General features: G+C 71.8%; 14 protein-coding genes. 2 read left to right on the forward strand and 12 right to left on the reverse strand.

From position 1 onward, the window contains the following. Positions 1–55: 55 nt before the first annotated feature. From A4W93_RS03770 to A4W93_RS03785, 4 genes are all read right to left on the reverse strand, one after another. Positions 56–412, reverse strand: coding sequence for a DUF3325 domain-containing protein (locus A4W93_RS03770; RefSeq protein WP_085749335.1), 357 nt, complete (start codon positions 410–412; stop codon positions 56–58). Next, the gene (locus A4W93_RS03775; RefSeq protein ID WP_085749336.1) at positions 412–2043 is read right to left on the reverse strand and encodes a PepSY-associated TM helix domain-containing protein; all 1632 of its coding nucleotides are present in this window, start codon (positions 2041–2043) and stop codon (positions 412–414) included. Before A4W93_RS03775 ends, A4W93_RS03770 begins: the two co-directional genes overlap by 1 nt. Further along, positions 2040–2342 carry a DUF3649 domain-containing protein gene (locus A4W93_RS03780; RefSeq protein WP_085749337.1) on the reverse strand — a complete coding sequence of 101 codons (303 nt, stop codon included), beginning with the start codon at positions 2340–2342 and terminating at the stop codon, positions 2040–2042. The genes A4W93_RS03775 and A4W93_RS03780 overlap by 4 nt, the downstream gene beginning before the upstream one ends. Before the next feature lie 104 nt (positions 2343–2446). Next, the gene (locus tag A4W93_RS03785) at positions 2447–3847 is read right to left on the reverse strand and encodes a serine hydrolase domain-containing protein (protein ID WP_085749338.1); all 1401 of its coding nucleotides are present in this window, start codon (positions 3845–3847) and stop codon (positions 2447–2449) included. Positions 3848–4000: 153 nt separating this feature from the next. On the opposite strand from A4W93_RS03785, the gene A4W93_RS03790 reads away from it, so the two are divergent. Then, positions 4001–5221: a DUF1444 domain-containing protein gene (locus tag A4W93_RS03790; protein ID WP_085749339.1), complete on the forward strand. Its 1221-nt coding sequence runs from the start codon at positions 4001–4003 to the stop codon at positions 5219–5221. Position 5222: 1 nt separating this feature from the next. Here A4W93_RS03790 and A4W93_RS03795 read toward each other — a convergent pair whose 3' ends face one another. The 3 genes from A4W93_RS03795 to A4W93_RS03805 all read right to left on the reverse strand — a co-directional run bounded on the left by A4W93_RS03795 (position 5223) and on the right by A4W93_RS03805 (position 8783). Beyond that, on the reverse strand, positions 5223–6776 hold the full coding sequence (locus tag A4W93_RS03795; protein ID WP_085749340.1) for a phospholipase D family protein: 1554 nt from the start codon (positions 6774–6776) through the stop codon (positions 5223–5225). Between the two features lie 121 nt (positions 6777–6897). Beyond that, positions 6898–7908, reverse strand: a complete 1011-nt coding sequence (locus A4W93_RS03800; protein ID WP_085749341.1) for a threonine ammonia-lyase — start codon at positions 7906–7908, stop codon at positions 6898–6900. Between the two features lie 221 nt (positions 7909–8129). Then, positions 8130–8783: an NAD(P)-dependent oxidoreductase gene (locus A4W93_RS03805; protein ID WP_085749342.1), complete on the reverse strand. Its 654-nt coding sequence runs from the start codon at positions 8781–8783 to the stop codon at positions 8130–8132. Between the two features lie 140 nt (positions 8784–8923). Here A4W93_RS03805 and A4W93_RS03810 point away from each other — a divergent pair, with 140 nt between their 5' ends. Next, positions 8924–9886, forward strand: a complete 963-nt coding sequence (locus tag A4W93_RS03810) for an AraC family transcriptional regulator (RefSeq protein WP_085749343.1) — start codon at positions 8924–8926, stop codon at positions 9884–9886. Here A4W93_RS03810 and A4W93_RS03815 read toward each other — a convergent pair. From A4W93_RS03815 to A4W93_RS03835, 5 genes are read right to left on the reverse strand one after another with little or no spacing between them, the layout of a single operon-like run. Further along, entirely contained in the window at positions 9880–10686 is an 807-nt protein-coding gene (locus A4W93_RS03815) for an amidohydrolase family protein (protein ID WP_085749344.1), read from the reverse strand. The genes A4W93_RS03810 and A4W93_RS03815 overlap by 7 nt on opposite strands. 24 nt (positions 10687–10710) lie before the next feature. Beyond that, positions 10711–11730, reverse strand: a complete 1020-nt coding sequence (locus A4W93_RS03820; protein ID WP_085749345.1) for an NAD(P)-dependent oxidoreductase — start codon at positions 11728–11730, stop codon at positions 10711–10713. Continuing rightward, positions 11727–12788, reverse strand: coding sequence for a LacI family DNA-binding transcriptional regulator (locus tag A4W93_RS03825; RefSeq protein WP_085749346.1), 1062 nt, complete (start codon positions 12786–12788; stop codon positions 11727–11729). Before A4W93_RS03825 ends, A4W93_RS03820 begins: the two co-directional genes overlap by 4 nt. Positions 12789–12814: 26 nt before the next feature. After that, complete coding sequence (locus A4W93_RS03830) at positions 12815–14692, reverse strand: TRAP transporter large permease (protein ID WP_085749347.1); 1878 nt, start codon at positions 14690–14692, stop codon at positions 12815–12817. Next, positions 14689–15717, reverse strand: a complete 1029-nt coding sequence (locus A4W93_RS03835) for a TRAP transporter substrate-binding protein (protein WP_085749348.1) — start codon at positions 15715–15717, stop codon at positions 14689–14691. Before A4W93_RS03835 ends, A4W93_RS03830 begins: the two co-directional genes overlap by 4 nt. Positions 15718–15759 lie beyond the last annotated feature (42 nt).

The raw sequence follows: 15759 nt of genomic DNA on the forward strand, positions 1-15759 counted from the left end.
CGCGTGGGACGAGGGGCACTGTAGGCGCACCGCGCCGCGGTGTCGAGCCCCTGGATCAGCCGAGCGCGAGCACCCCGCCCACGACCGAGGCCGCACCGGCCAACGCCGCCAGCACGCCCGCGAAGCGGGGCGCGTACGGGAGCAGCAGCACGAGCGACAGGGCGCCCGCGGACAGGAAACCGACCCACACCACGGGCCCGATGGCACCGCCCCATGCGCCGATGCACAGCAGGAACCCGCCGGCGAGCAGCACGATGCCGGCGAGGCGCAACAGGCGGCGCACCAGGGGGGTCGCATCGCGGCCCCACACCTGGTCGTGGTGCCGGTCCATCGCGAGGCACAGGCCGGTCATGCCGGCGTAGCTGGTGGCGAGGCCGAGGGCGGTGGCGGCGGCGATCGACAGCGGGGCCATCACGAGGCGGCTCCGGTGGCGGCCGGCCGGCCCACGGCGGGCTGCGGCGCCTTCGGGCTGCGACCCGGCTGGCGCGCCGCGCGGCGCAGGTGGGCGATGGCGGCGAGCATCAGCAGGCCCGACGCGAAGATGGTGGCCTCGACCCCGGCCGACAGCGCGTCGCCGCGGGCGATGGCGAGGGCCAGGTGGTCCCCGGTGGTGAACGCGTTGAGCACGGGCAGCAGCAGGCACAGCACGGCCCCCGCGGCAAGCTGTTCGGTCCAGGCCTTGTGGACGGGGCGAACGAACGCATGCAGCAGCGTGGCGACCCACACCGCGAAGAAGAGGGCGATCTCCCACGTGCTGCGGTGTTCGACCGCGAGCGGCACGAGCCGGTTGGCCCAGAAGAACGCGATGCTGGCGACCGCGAGGCCCGCCACCGAGGCGATGTTGAGCGCCTCGATGACGCGGTACACGCGCTGCGTGGCGCGGCCGAATTCGTTCTCCTGCTTGCGGCGGCGCTTGACGGTGAAGAGGATCATGCCGGTGGCGAGCATCGCGGCCCCGGCCAGCCCGCAGAAGAAGTAGAGCCACTTCGCCAGGTAGCCGCCGAACTGCACGAAGTGCAGCGCGTTCATCACCTGCTGCACGTGCTGCGCCGGGCCGCCGCGCGAGCCGAGCGGCATCTCCACGTCGAGCACCTCGCCGGTGACGGCGTCGAAGGTCATCTCGCCGCTGCTGAGCGGGCGCAGGCGGCCGTCCTGCGCGGCCTCGTCGCGGCGGCCGAACACGCGCAGGCTCGCGCTCGAGTCGCCGGGGTGTTCCACCACGACGAAGCTCGCGGGCCGGCCGATCTTCTCGACGGCTTGCGCGGTGAGCGGGCCCATGGGCCTCACCGTCGCGGAGATGCCGGTTTCGTCGCGGTGTGCCGTCTGCTTCTGCACCTCGGCGAAGTAGGCGTCCTCGTTGCCCTTGTAGCGGGCCGCGATGCCGGCGGGCATGTAGGTCGCGTAGAAAACGATCACGCCGGTGTACGAGATCATCAGCAGGAACGGCAGCATCAGCACGCCGGTGGCGTTGTGCGCGTCGAGCCACGAGCGCTGGCCCTTCTTCGGGCGGAACGTGAAGAAGTCCTTGAAGATGCGGCGGTGCGTGACGATGCCCGAGACCAGCGCGACGAGCATCGCGATGGTGGCGACACCGGCGATCCAGATGCCCGCCATGCCCGCGTGGAACTCGAAGTGCATGTGCACGAAGTGGTGGCCGCCCTCGGTCTCGCGGGTGAGGCCCGGCGGGATCGCCTGGCCCGTCGTCGGGTCGAGGCGGGCGCTCTGGAAGTTCTTCTTCTCGTCTTCCCAGAACACGCGCAGCGCGGGTTCCTCTTCGTCGGGCAGGCCGATGCTCCAGAAGTGCGACTTGGGCGCCACCTTCACGAGGTACGCCTGCGCGCGGTCGACGATGGCGGGCTGCTGCTTCACCGTGTCGCCGGACGCGGCCGCGAGGGCGCGCCGCTCGGGGTTCATCCAGTGGGTGATGGCCTCGTCGAACACGCCGATGGCCCCGGTGAAGAAGATCGCGTAGAGCACCCAGCCGAGCCACAGCCCGCCCCAGGTGTGCAGCCAGGCCATCGACTGGCGGAAGGTGCCGTTCATGTGTTGAAGCCTCCGAAGGTGTCCAGCACGAGCGACAGCACGCCCATGGCGAGGGCCGGCACGAGGAGGCCGAGCCAGGCCCGGCGGAGCGTCCTGACCGCGAACACCCAGATGATCGCGCCGGTGTAGACGGCGTAGCTCAGCAGCGTGGCCGCCAGCACCGCTTCCGCACGTTCGGTGGGGAACAGGTAGCTCAGGAAGACCGTGGCGCTCGACACGAGCACGTAGCCGCCGAACACGGCCGCGGCGACGCGCGACAGCAATGCGTTCCGCGATGAAGTGGGAATGGCCTGCGCCATGGACGCTCCGTCAGGGGAAGAAAAGGGCCTGCGCGGGGCGCCGCCGGGAGCGTGATTGTAGGCGTTTTCATGATACTGAGAAACATTCGCATCTGAACGCGTGGCTATTTCCCGAGCGCGGCGACGGCATCGCGCATCACCGCGTCCATGAACCGCACGTCGTCGCCTTCCACCTGCGATGGCCCGAGCCGCACGACCACCAGGTCGAGGGACGGCACGATCACGATGTACTGGCCCATGAAGCCGCGGGCGAAGAAGGTGTCGCGCGGGGCGTGGGGCAGGCCCCAGGGCACGCCCCAGCCCGGCACGTCGCCGTCGGCCACGTTGACGTAGAAGCCGGCGCCGTAACCGGTGCCCGGGGTGGCGGTGCGGGCGCGGTCCACCCAGCCGGCGGGCAGCACGCGGCGGCCGCCGGCCACACCGTCGTGGAGGTACAGCAGGCCCAGGCGCGCGTAGTCGCGTGCGCTGGCCGAGAAGGCGTGCGCGCCGAGCGGGGTGCCCGTCACGTCGAACTCGATCGTCGTGCGGGCCATGCCCAGCGGCCCGAAGAGCGTGGTGCGGGCATGGCGGACGACGTCCTCCGCGTGACCGCCGAGCCGGTCGCGCAGCACCCGGGACAGCAGCGTGAAGTGCCCGTCCGCATACCTCCAGCGGGTGCCCGGCGCGACGTCGAGCGGCGTGGCCTCGGCGAAGGCGGCCGGGTCCGCCTCCAGGTACTTCATGCGGGTGGACGGGTCGAACGCGGTGGGCCGGTGGGTCAGCGCGAGGCCGCTGGTCTGGCGCAGCAGCATGTCGACGGTGATGGCGGCGCGCGGGTCGCCCGGTGCGCCCCACATCGGCAGGCCGGTCGGCCCGTCGGGGGCCACGCGGCCCGCGGCCACCGCCGTGCCCGTCAGTGCATGCGAGATCGACTTGGCGACCGACCAGCTCGGCATCGCGGTGTCGATGCCGTGGCCCGGCGCGTAGCGCTCGGCCACGATGCGGTCGCGGTGCACCACCAGGACGGCCTTCGTGCGGTGGTGGGGCGGGGCGGGCGTGTCGGTGAACGCGCGGTCGAGCAGGTCGCGCCACGGACCGGGCGCGGGCTCCACCGGCGCGGCGGCGTCCAGTGCGGGCCAGGGCGATTCGTACGCCACGGGCGGCAGCGCACCGAACGCCGGTGGTGCGCCGCCCTCGGGCAGCAGCACGCAGCCGTAGCCGTCGAGCCATGTCGACTGCCGCGCGAAGCCGCCCGCGAACCGGGCCGACACCCGCCGCGTGTCCCGGTCGACGTCGTACGACAGCAGCGGCTCCGTCCAGGCCATGCCCGGCAGGCCCAGCACGTTTTCCGAGAGCACCTGCGCCGGCGGCTGTGCCGACGTGAAGACGCCGGTGCACAGCTGCTGGCTCGTCAACCCCGCCGCGATGCGCATCGGCGCGGTGGGGCCGGCGGCACACGCGGTCAGCGACAAGGAGAGGAGGACGGTGCCGGTGCGTGGCGTCAGGCGGGTCGGGAGGACAGGCATCTCGGTTGCTCCGGGGCTGTGGAACGGCCAGCGTAGAGCCCCCTGTTTAAGGTCCTTTTAATCGGCCGGGCTCCCGTATGATGGCCCCACACCTCGCGGCAGTACGACACCCACGTCACACGGCGGCCCTCCGGGCGCCGGGAAGGAAACAGGATGCCTCAGTGGTGGGAGCGGCTTCTCGGCCGACCGACGATCGACCGCCTCGCGCACCTCGTCGCGGCGGCGCTCCAGGCGCGTGGTTCGCCCGCGCTGACCTTCGATGCCGCGCAGCGCGAACTGCGCACCGGCGAAACTCCGCCGCGCATCTATTACCTCGGCAACGTCTTCAGCGACTACGTCCGGGCCTCGCGGGCCCAGCGTCCCGCGGTGGTCGCCCGGTTCGTCGAGGCCATGGCCGCCGCCGAGGAGGCCATGCCGTCCAGCTACGCCGCGGCCCGGCCGCACCTGATGCCCGTGGTGCGCGGCGCCGGCGAGGACGACCTCGCGCGGCTGCAGGCGCGGCGGTCCGGCGCCACCGAGTCGGAGGTGGCCACGTTCCATCCCGCCGCCCGGCCCCTCTTCGGCGAACTCACGGTGGGCCTCGCGTACGACACGCCCCATGCCATCCAGCGCCTGAGCATCGACCAGCTCGCCGACTGGGGTGTCGCGTTCGACGACGCGCTGCGCGACGCCCTCGACAACCTGCGCGCGCGGCCCGAGACCCCGGGCTGGGTGCAACTCGCGCACGGCGTCTGGTCAGGCCAGTGGGGCGACGACTACGAGTCCTCGCGCATCCTGCTGCCCGACCTGATCCACCGCCTGGGCGTGCACGAACCCGTCGTGCTCACCCCCTTGCGGCGGATGCTGCTCGTGACCGGCGCACGCAACGACGCCGGGCTCGCCGAGATGGCGCGCGTGAGCCTCGAGGCGCTGCAGGAGCAGCCGCGCTGGCTGTCGGTCACGCCGATGCGTCTGGGCGATGCCGGCTGGGAGCCCTTCGAGCCGCCGGCGGAGATCGCGCCGGCGTTCGCCGAACTGGCCGCCATCGAACGGGCGGAACGGTACGCGACCCAGAAGGCCGCGCTCGACGACCTGCATGCGCGCGACGGCGTCGATGTGTTCGCGGGTTCGGTGATCCTGTACCGACGGCCCGACGGCCGTCCGCTGGCGGCGACCACGTGGACGCGTGGTGTCACCACCTGGCTGCCGCGCACCGATGTCGTGGTGCTGGTCGACGACGAAACGACCATCGCCGTGGCCTGGGCCGACCTGCACGAGCTGGCGGGCCCGCTGATGGCTCCGCTCGACATGCAGCCCGAGCGGTTCGAGGTCACCGGGTTCCCCGACGCGGCGGCATGGGCGGCGCTCGTGGCGCGTGCGATGCCGGTGCCGTGACCTACAGGAAACTCTCGGGCGTCACCGCCCACAGCACTTCCGAGAGGAAACGTCGCCACGCGGTGGTGTCGGGCTCCACGTCGAAGGTGACCTTCACGCCGCCCTCGTCGCGTTCCCACACGAGGCGGTCGTCCCGCCACGAGACGCGGTAGCACTGTGTCGCCAGCACGTCGTCGAGCCCGGCACGCAGTTCCAGCGCGAGGGCCTCGCTGTCGATGACCACCGCGGTTTCCGTGTTGAGCCACACCGACCGCGGGTCGCCGTTGAACGAGCCGATCACCACGGTGCGGCCGTCCACCACCATCGTCTTCGCATGCAGGCTGGTGCGAGAGTGGAAGGGGCCCGAGCCGCCGTCCTTCACCTCGGGGTCGCGCACGGGTTCGAGCGGACGCAGTTCGTAGAGCTCGACGCCGGCCCGCGCGAGGCCGGGCCGGTAGTGCGCGTAGCCCCCGTGGGCGGGGATGACGTCGTTGGCACCCAGCGAGTTCGTCACGATGCGCACGCGCACGCCCTGGTCCACGAGGGCCTGGAACTGCTTCACGCCCAGGTCGCGCGGCACGAAGTAGGCCGAGACCAGCGTCAGCTGCTTCTTCGCACCCAGCAGCATCTGGCGGATGCGCGGCCCGATGCGCACGCCCTCGCGCGCGGCCGAGGCCTCGCCGCCGGCCTTCTCCGGCAGGTCGTACAGCACCTCGGCGGGCGCCCACGTGAGCGGCACGGTGCCGGCGAGCAGGTGGCTCGCGAGCGACGCGGCGCCGGGCAGTGGCGTGACGTCGCTGCCGACCGGCGGCAGCGCGTCGGGCAGCGCCTGGAGGAAGTGTTCGACGGGGATCGCGTACGGGCTGTTCCAGTACGCGTCGAACGCGGCGGAGGTCTGCTGCGCGACGGGGCCGGCGGCCAGCACGTCGAGGTCCACGAAGGCGGTGGCGGCGCCGGTGCCGAAGTACTCCTCGCCGAGGTTGCGGCCGCCGACGATCGCCACCGCGTTGTCCGCGATCATGGCCTTGTTGTGCATGCGCCGGTTGAGCCGGTCGTTGTCGACGAGGAATTCGGCCGTGCGCCAGAAGCCCATCGTGCCGCGCACTCGGAACGGGTTGAACACCCGCACCTCGATGTGGTCGTGGCGGGCGAACGCGGCCGCGAGTTCGTCACGGCCGTCGGTGTGGATGTCGTCGATCAGCAGCCGAACGCGCACGCCGCGCTCGGCGGCCTGCGTGGCCAGCCGGAGCAGCGTGCGGCTCGTCGCGTCGTCGTTGATGATGTAGTACTGCAGGTCCAGCGTCCGGCGCGCGGCGAGTGCGAGCGCGTGGCGCGCGGCCAGTGCCTGGTTGCCTCGGGGCAGCAGGCGGAACCCCGACTGGCCCGGGTGGGCCGCCGCCAGTTCGGCCACGGTGTCGCCGAGCGGGGTGGACTCGGTCGCCGGCAGCGCGAACGAGTCCGGCCGGGGCAGATCGGTGCGGATCGAGACGCAGCCCGACAGCAGCCACGCCAGGACCAGCAGGGCCAGCCAATGTGCGGGCGCGGCGGAGGAACGGCTCGACGGGGGCAGGGGCATGGGCAGTCCGCGTGGTGCGTTCCCATGGTAGCCCGGCCGCGAAAGATCCGCCTGCGCCCCCGGACCGCATCGGACACGAGGCTTTTGGCCGAGTGCGGGATCTCCCTGCCGCGTCCCGGCTTCAGGTTTCCGTTCCGCGCGCCACCCACTCCCCGAAGCGCGAGACGTCGATGTTCGAGCCGCACACGACCAGCGCGACCCGCTTGCCGTCGAGCCGCGAGCGCAGCGGGCCGAGCAGCGCGGCCGTGGCCGCCGCCGCCGCGGGTTCGGCGACCAGCTTCATGTCCCGGTACAGGTGCGCCATCGCGCGGCACAGCTCCTCGTCCCACACGCGCACGATCTCGTCGACGAAACGGCGGCACACGCCGAAGCTGTAGGGCAGCGTGTACGGCGCGCCGAGGCTGTCGGCGATGGTGTCGACCTTGTCGAGCTTCTCGGGCGCGCCCGCGCGGAAGCTGCGGTACATCGCGTCGGCGCCGTAGGGTTCGATGCCGAACACCTGGCAGTCGGGGTTGACCTGCTTCACCGCGGCGGCGATGCCGGCGCACAGGCCACCGCCCCCCACGGGCACGACGACGGCGTCGAGGTCCGGCACCTGCTTCATCAGCTCGAGGCCGATGGTGCCGGTGCCCTCGGCCGTCAGCGCGCCGTCGAACGGGTGCAGCATCGTGCGGCGCTCGTCCTCGACGAGGCGCAGCGCGAGCGCGAAGGCGTCCTGGATGGTGTCGACCAGGATGACCTGCGCGCCCTCGGACTCGCACGCGGCGATGCGCGCGGGGCTCGCGCTGCGGGGCATGCACACCTTCGCGTGGGTGCCGGCCACGCGGGCGGCGTACGCCACCGCGATGGCGTGGTTGCCGGCGCTGGCCGCCACCACGCCGCGCGACAGCGCCGGGGCGTCCATGGCCGCGATGTTGTTCAGCGCGCCGCGCAGCTTGAAGGTGCCGGTGCGCTGGAAGAGTTCGAGCTTGAGCCACACCTCGGTGCTCGGGTCGAGCGCGCGCTCGACGATGCCGGTCTGCCAGCGCCACACGGGCGTTTCGAGCACCCTGCCGCGCAGGCGGTCGGCGGTGGCGCGCAGCTGGTCGAGGGAGGGGTAGGGGGCCGAGAAGGCGGTGTTCGTGGTGTCCATGTCGATTCGAGGTTCGCTGAAGGGGGGGGCGCGGGGCGCGCGACGGAACGTGGGACCGTCGAGCACCGGCACGCGCCGCAGCTCAACGATCCGGGCGAATTCGAATGGAAACGAGGGCCGCGGACGCCACGGCGCCGCCACGCACGGAACGTGCGGACAGGGTGGGCGTGGGCTGGAACCGGTTCATGGTCGGCCCATCATAACCGCCGGCCGCTCGGTCGTCACGCCGACAGCGCGACCGCGCGGTGCAGCCACGCCGGCCCGGTGACGGCGCCCGCGAGGAACCGGCCCACCTGGCGCCGTGCCACCTTCATGCCGTGCGTGTCGCCGTCGGCCGAGGCGTGGGCCGGGCTGTCCACCAGCGCGTCGGTCAGGTTGACGGGCTGCACCAGCACCCAGTCGAGGCCGCTGTCGCGCACCAGGGCCTCCTGGCGTTCGGTGTCGGCGATCTGCGGCGCGAGCAGCAGGCGGAACACCAGGCGCTCGACGAAGGGCAGGCGGTCGCGGGTCTCGCCCACGCCGTAGCTCGATTGCACGACGAGGCGGCGCACGCCGTGGCGGCGCATCGCGTCGATGACGTGGCGCGTGCCGGCGGAGCGCACGTCCATCGGCGTCGCGCGCGGGCCGCGCAACCGCACGGTCAGTGCGTTCTCGTGGATGCCGAGCGTGACCACCACGGCGTCGTGGCCGGGCACCACGCGGTCGATGTCGGCGGGGTTGGTGGCGTCGCCGTCCACGCAGCGCAGGTGCGGCGACGGGCCCCGCAGGCGCGAGGCGCCGCGGGCGAAGGCGGTGACGTGGTGACCCGCGGCGAGCAGGGATTCGAGGGCCGCGCGGCCGGAGCCGCCGGTGGCGCCGATGACCAGAACGTTCATGTCGATCTCCTCGGAGAGGTGGTTGAGGCGTCCAGTGTCTGGCGCTGCCGCCGGACGATCCATGCCCGGAAGTCCGCTTCCGATGCTCGAACGTCCAGGAACGCTGGACGCACGGGCCGAACCGGCGCACAGTCGCCGCCATGGACACCCCACCGCCCCCCGACCTCTGGCCGTCGATCGATCCGCTCGGCGAGGCCCTGCATGCGCTGCGCATGAGCGGGGTGTTCTGCTGCCGGTCCGAGGCCACGGCGCCGTGGGGCGTCGCGATGCCGCCGATGGCCGGCTGCGCGATGTTCCATGTGGTGACCGAAGGGCAGTGCTGGATCGAGACGCCCGACGCACCGGCCCGCTGCCTGCGGCCCGGTGACTTCGTGCTGGTGCCGCACGGGCACGGCCACCGGCTCGTGAGCGAGCCGGGTGGGAATGCGGACGAGCTGTTCGCGCTGCCGCGCGAGTTCACGAGCGGCCGCTACGAGGTGCTGCGTTTCGACGGCGGCGGCGCGGCCTGCGGCCTCGTGTGCGGTGCCGTGAAGTTCGAGGACCCGGCCGCGCGCCGGCTGATCGCGCTGCTGCCGCCGACGCTGTGGATCGAGGCCGGCGAGGCGCCGTGGATGCAGGCGACGCTGCAGCACCTGGCCGCCGAGGCGCGGCAGATGCGGCCGGGGGGCGAGGCGGTGGTCACGCGGCTCGCCGACATCCTGATCATCCAGGCGATCCGCGCGTGGATGGCGCAAGACACCACGGCGCGCACCGGCTGGCTCGGCGCGCTGCAGGACCGCGCGATCGGCGCGGCGCTCGCGGCCATCCACCGCGACCCTGCGCGCGACTGGACGCTGGTGTCGCTCGCCGCCACCGCCGCGATGTCGCGCTCGGCTTTCGCCGCGCGGTTCACGCAGCTGGTGGGCGTGCCGGCGATGCAGTACCTGGCGCAGTGGCGCATGCAGGTGGCGCACACGCGGCTCGCCGAACACGGCGGCGCCATCCCGGAGGTGGCCGAGGGTGTGGGCTACCAATCGGAGGCGGCGTTCAGCCGCGCGTTCAAGCGCCACCTGGGCGTGGCGCCCGGCGAGGTGGTGCGGCGGGCCCGCGCCGCCGCTCAGTAGCCGTACAGCTCGGCGGGGTTGTCGACGAGGATGCGGCGGGCGTGGTCGCCGAAGCGCGCCTCGGCCCAGCCCAGCAGTGCGCGGCTGTCGGGTGTCGGGTTCACGTTCGGGTGCGGCCAGTTGCTGGCCCACACGCAGCGCGACGCGTGGTGGCGCACGAGGGCGTCGGCGAGCGGCACGATGTCCTCGTAGCCCGGCGGGCCCTTCTTCGAGGTCTCGTACGGCGCGGCCACCTTGATCCAGCAGCGGCCTTCGTCGAGCACGCGGCGCAGCGACAGGAAGGCTTCGTCATCGGGCGTGGTGGGGCCGAGGAACTTGCCGATGTGGTCGACGATCAGCTTGCCCGGCAGGCGGCGCAGCCGCGCCTCGTGTTTCGGGAAGTCCCGGCCATCGATCTGCAGGTCGATGTGCCAGCCCATCGGGGCGATGCGTTCGGCGAGCGGCTCCAGCGCGCTCCACGGCAGCAGGCCGCCCGACAGCATCATGAAGCGGATGCCGCGCGCGCCGGCATCGTGCAGGCGCTGGAGCTCCGCGTCGTCCACGTCGGGTGGCACCACGACGACCGCGCGCGCGCCGTCGCCGAGCTGCGCCACGGCCGAGAGCGTGCAGCGGTTGTCGAAGCCGTAGCCGGTGGGCTGCACGATGACGGCGCGTTGCAGGCCCAGCGCCTGCTGGACGGTGCGGTACGCCGAGGTGGGCGCGGCGGGCGGGACGAAGGTGGCGGTGGGCGCGAGCGCGAAGCCGGGCTCGTAGATGTGGACGTGGGTGTCGCAGGCGCCGTCGAACGCGAGAGGAGACATGGGCATTCCGGTGAAGAGGAAGGGTCAGCCCGCGGTGCTGTCCGCGGTGTCGGCGAAGGCCGGCCACTGGCGCAGGCGGCGCGCGTCCGGTGCGTTGACGGCGCCGGTGGGGATCTCGCCGCGCAGCAGCGCGGTGAGCTGGGTCACGGTTTCCATCGACTGGTGTTCGACGGCCGGCGGGGTGAGGCCGCCGATGTGGGGCGTGGCGACCACCTTGGGGTGCGAGGCGAGCCGCAGGCTCGGCATCTGGTCGGGGGCCATGCCCACGTCGAGCGCGGCGCCGCCGAGGGGGCCGTCCAGCGCCTGCAGCAACGCGGCCTCGTCGACGAGTTCGCCGCGAGCCGCGTTGATGAAGAAGCTGCCGGGGCGCATCGCGGCGAAGGTGTCGGCGTTGAACAGGTGGTGGGTCTCGGGCTTGGCCGGGGCGAGGCACACGACGTAGTCGCTGTCCTGCAGCAGCTCGGGCAGCGCGACCTGGCGCCGCGAGCCGTGGGCGGCCACCGGCTCGGGCGTGGTGACGAGCACCGTCATGCCGCAGGCCTGGGCGAGGTCGCACACGGCCTTGCCGATCTGCCCGTAGCCGACCACGCCGACCGTGGCCCCGCGGAGCTGCCGGCCCATGAACGGGGCCAGCGGCCAGCCGGCGTGGTACGCCGCGGCGTAGCGGCTGATGCCGCGCCCGAGGTCGATCATCGCGGCGATCACCCATTCGGCCACCGCGGCGACGAAGCCGGCGCTCGCCTGCGTGACCAGCACGCCGTGGCGGCCGGCGGCCGGCACGTCCACGGTGCGGATGTCGATGGCACAGCGCAGGAAGGCGGCCAGCCGCGGGCACTGCGCGAACAGCGTCTCGGGTCCGGGCGTGCCGCGGTACGCGATCAGCGCGTCGCAGCCGTCGAGGGCGTCGACCAGCGCGGGGAGGGGGAGTTCGTGCGGCGTCTCGTTGAGGCGGACGTCCGCCACGTCGCGCAGCGCCGACAGTGCGCGTTGTCCGAAGTAGTGCTCGAACTTGTCCTGGGGATGGCTGACGAAAACCGTGGTCATGGTCTGGCTTTGCTGGGAGATTTCTTGGGGCCGGGCGGGGGCGCGACGGACTCGCGCTCCACCAGGCGCACCTGGCTGAACAGTTGCTCGCGCGGGGCCGCGCCGTCGGTGGCGACGGCCTCGACCATCGCGTGGGCCATCTCGCGGATCGGCATCTGCACGTGCGTGAGGCCCGGGTTCGAGAGCGCCGCGAGGAACAGGCCGTCGATGCCGACCACCGACACGTCCTGTGGCACGCGGAGGCCACCCTCGCGCAGCCCGGCCATCAGGCCGAGCGCCATCAGGTCGTTCAGCGCGACGATGCCGGTGGGCCGCTTCGGGTCCGCGGCCAGCTGCAGGCCGGTGGCCCGGCCCACCTCGGCGATCACCGAGTCGCCGTACTCGTCGAGCGTGCCGCCGTCGAGCACCGCGGCGCTCTTCGACAGGCCGGCGGCCTCGGCCGCGGCGCGGAAGCCCGCGATCTTGTCGCTGCGGCTCATGGTCATGCCCGACACCGTGACGAACGCGAGCCGCTGGTGGCCGTGCGCGATCAGGTGGTCGGCGGCGAGCCGTGCCGCCTCGAAGTTGTCCGGCGTCACGTGTCCCACGCCGGTCTTCTGTCCCAGCGTGGCGCGCCGGTCGTAGCTCATGACCGACATGCCGCGTTCCACCGCGCGCTCGAGGTGGCGCTCGTCCGCGAGCGAGGAGATCACGATCACGCGGCGCACGCCGTGCGACAGCATGTCCTCGAAGAACGCGGCCTCCTTCGCGGCGTCCCGGTACGTGCTGCCGATCAGCAGCCGCAGCCCGAAGCGGTCCTGCGCGAAGGTTTCCACCTCGCGGGCGATGAACCCGTACATCGGGTTGGACATCGACGGCACCAGCAGGCCGAGGAGCGGGGTGTGCCCCGTCTTGAGCTGCTGGGCCAGCTTGCTGGGCCGGAACTGCAGCGCCTCGATGGCCGCCTCGACCCGCTGGCGGGTCTCGGGGCGCATGCGGTCGGCGCGGCCGTTGAGCACGTTGGAGACGGTGCTGGTCGACACGTCCGCGTGGCGTGCGACGTCCTGGATGGTGGTCACTGTTGTTGATCCGGGAGAGGCATCGGCTACAGGCCGAGCCGGTTCGGCAGCCACAGCGAGAACGACGGCACCAGGACGAGCACGATCAAGGTGACGAGCAGAACAGCCAGGTACTTCATCATAGGTCGGGTCACGTCCTTCACCGTGGTGCCCGTGATGGCGCAGGTGGCGAAGAGGCCGAGGCCGATCGGCGGGGCGAACAGGCCGAGGCCCATCGCGATCACCATCACCGTGCCGAAGTGGAGCGGGTGGATGCCCAGCTGCTGCGCGATGGGGGTGAGCAGCGGCCCGAAGATGATCAGTGCCGGCGCACCTTCCAGCACCGCGCCGAAGATGATCATGATGCCCACCGACAGCAGCAGGAACATGATGCTGCCGTAGTCGTTCGCGAACGCGATCATCGTGCTCGACACCATCTGGGGGATCTGCTCGATGGTCAGCGCGAACGACACGCTGGACGCGGCCGCCACGATGAACAGGATGCTGCCCGCCATCGACGCCGACTTCACGAACAGGCGCGACACCGAACGCAGCGTCAGCTCGCGGAAGGCGGCGCCGCCCACCAGCAGCGCGTAGACCACGGCGAAGGCCGACACCTCGGTGGAGGTGGCGACGCCGGACGTCACGCCCTTGCCGATCATGCCCACCATGATGAACGCCACGAGCGCGCCGCCGATCAGCGGCAGCAGCGGCGTGCGCTTCTCGAAGGCATCGTCGGGGTTGATCTTCTTGCCCACGATGACCGCGATGACGGCCAGCGACAGCGCGAGCACCGCCGCGGGCACGAGCCCCGCCATGAACAGCCCCGCGATGGAGATGTTGGCGACGAAGCCCATGATGATCATGTTGATGCAGGGCGGGATCGTCTCGGCCATCACGGCCGTGCACGCGAGCAGGCCGGCGGCCTCGTTGGGGTCCTGCTTCGTGCGGCGCACGGCCGGCATCACGATGCCGCCCACCGCGGCGATGTCGGCGAGCTTGGAGCCCGACACGCCCGAGAAGAAGGCCGTGGCGGTGATCGAGATGATGCCGAGGCCCCCGCGCACGCGGCCGAAGATGCGCAGCAGCAGCTCGATCAGCCGCGACGACATCCCGTTGGCCTCCATCAGCAGGCCGGCCAGCACGAAGAAGGGAATGGCCAGCAGCACGAAGTGGTCCGCGCCCGCCATCACCTGCTGCGAGTACACGAGCATCGGCAGCGTGGGGTCGGACAGGAAGTAGAGCAGGGCGGAGAATGCCAGCACGAAGCCGATGGGCACGCCGAGCACCAGGCCGCCGACGAAGGCGACCCCCAGCAGCAGGCCGTGCGGGATCGCATGGTCCGGCATCACGCGGTTCCAGCCGAACACGAGCACGGCCACGATGGCGCAGCCCACGAGCGTGTTGACGACGAGGCGGCGCGGGCCGTTGCAGGCGTTGGCGATGCCGAACAGGGTCATGAACGCGCTGCCGAACACCACCGGGAACACGTAGAGCCACTGGGGCAGGCCGATGGACGTGGTCTGCTCCCAGGTGTCGACGAGCAGGAGCACCGACGACAGGCACAGGCTGGCCGACACGCCCGCGATGATCCAGTGGCCCACCTGCACCATGGCCGGCTGCCAGCTCGCCGGCAGCTTGTCGCGGAAGATGTCGACGCCCACGTGCTGGCTGCGCGCGAGCACCGTGGCGGCGCCGAAGAACACCAGCACGATCATCAGCGCGCGGGCGATCTCCTCGGCCCAGTCCACCGGGTCGTGCAGGAAGTAGCGGAACACCACCGACAGGAACACCACCACCACGTCCACCGCGAGGACGATGCCGGACAACACCTCCGTCGTGTGGGTCAGGCGGCTGAGCCAGGTGCCCGCCGTGGTGTCCGAGCGAAAGCCCAGCGGCGGGGCTGCCGCGGCCACAGCGCTCACGCCTGCCCCCGGGCCGCGTCGATCGCGGTGAAGAGCGGGGCGGTCGCCGGGTACTGCTTCGCGAAGCCGGACCACAGCGACTTCTGCATCTCGGCGCGCACCGACGCGCGTTCGGCGGCGGCCATCGGGAAGAACGTCATGCCCTTGGCCTTCAGCTCGTCGACGGCGGCCGCGCTCTTCTGGTTGGCGATGGCACGCTGCTGCGTGGTGGCGTCGGCCACGGCCTTCATGAAGGCGGGTTTCAGGTCCGCGGGGATCTTGCTCATGCCACGCTTGCCGATCACCACCACCATCGGGCTGAAGAGGTGTTCGGTGACCCAGCACGACTTCACGACCTCGTTGAGCTTGCTGGCCAGCACCGTGGCCGCGTCGTGCTCGAAGCCGTCGACCACGCCGGTCTGCGCCGCCATGTACAGCTCGCCGAACGGGATGGGCGTGGGGATGGCGCCCATCACCTTGAAGGTCTCGATGAAGGCGGGCGTGGGCAGCACGCGCAGCTTCACGCCCTTCACGTCGGCCAGCGACTTCACCGGCGCCTTCGTGTAGACGCTGCGGGCGCCGAAGTGCGAGGCCCAGGTCAGCACGGAGCAGCCCGAGCGCTTGTTGAGGATCTCGTCGAGCTGCTTGCCCGCCGCTCCGTCGAGGGCACGGCCCGCGTGGGCGTAGCTGTCGAACAGGTAGCCGAGGTCCAGCATGCCGATCTCGGGGGCCACGGTCGCGAAGATCGACGAGCCGGTGACCATCATGTCGATGGAGCCCACCTTCACCTGCTGCACCACGTCGGCTTCCTTGCCGAGCTGGTTGTTCGGGAAGTAGTCGATCTTGAAGCGGTCGCCGGTGCTGGCCTTCAGCGCGGTCTCGAAGCTGCGGTACCAGACGTAGTGCGCGGCGTTTTCGTCGGCGAGCATCGACGACGAGAAGCGCAGCGAGATGGGGGCCTGGGCGCGGGCGATGAGCGGGGCGCCGGTGGCGGCGGCCACGGTGGTCACGGAGGCGGCCTGAAGAAAGCTTCTGCGGGAAGTCATGGGTACTCCAAGAAAAAAGAACGACCCGGTGAGCGGCGGGCC

It is taken from the genome of Piscinibacter gummiphilus (genome assembly GCF_002116905.1).
GTDB lineage: Bacteria > Pseudomonadota > Gammaproteobacteria > Burkholderiales > Burkholderiaceae_C > Rhizobacter > Rhizobacter gummiphilus.

What these genes read in the sequence shown, in the direction of transcription:
- A4W93_RS03770 (WP_085749335.1), bottom strand. Translation starts at nt 412, where the DNA reads ATGGCCCCGCTGTCGATCGCCGCCGCCACCGCCCTCGGCCTCGCCACC.
- A4W93_RS03775 (WP_085749336.1), bottom strand. Translation starts at nt 2,043, where the DNA reads ATGAACGGCACCTTCCGCCAGTCGATGGCCTGGCTGCACACCTGGGGC.
- A4W93_RS03780 (WP_085749337.1), bottom strand. Translation starts at nt 2,342, where the DNA reads ATGGCGCAGGCCATTCCCACTTCATCGCGGAACGCATTGCTGTCGCGC.
- A4W93_RS03785 (WP_085749338.1), bottom strand. Translation starts at nt 3,847, where the DNA reads ATGCCTGTCCTCCCGACCCGCCTGACGCCACGCACCGGCACCGTCCTC.
- A4W93_RS03790 (WP_085749339.1), top strand. Translation starts at nt 4,001, where the DNA reads ATGCCTCAGTGGTGGGAGCGGCTTCTCGGCCGACCGACGATCGACCGC.
- A4W93_RS03795 (WP_085749340.1), bottom strand. Translation starts at nt 6,776, where the DNA reads ATGCCCCTGCCCCCGTCGAGCCGTTCCTCCGCCGCGCCCGCACATTGG.
- A4W93_RS03800 (WP_085749341.1), bottom strand. Translation starts at nt 7,908, where the DNA reads ATGGACACCACGAACACCGCCTTCTCGGCCCCCTACCCCTCCCTCGAC.
- A4W93_RS03805 (WP_085749342.1), bottom strand. Translation starts at nt 8,783, where the DNA reads ATGAACGTTCTGGTCATCGGCGCCACCGGCGGCTCCGGCCGCGCGGCC.
- A4W93_RS03810 (WP_085749343.1), top strand. Translation starts at nt 8,924, where the DNA reads ATGGACACCCCACCGCCCCCCGACCTCTGGCCGTCGATCGATCCGCTC.
- A4W93_RS03815 (WP_085749344.1), bottom strand. Translation starts at nt 10,686, where the DNA reads ATGTCTCCTCTCGCGTTCGACGGCGCCTGCGACACCCACGTCCACATC.
- A4W93_RS03820 (WP_085749345.1), bottom strand. Translation starts at nt 11,730, where the DNA reads ATGACCACGGTTTTCGTCAGCCATCCCCAGGACAAGTTCGAGCACTAC.
- A4W93_RS03835 (WP_085749348.1), bottom strand. Translation starts at nt 15,717, where the DNA reads ATGACTTCCCGCAGAAGCTTTCTTCAGGCCGCCTCCGTGACCACCGTG.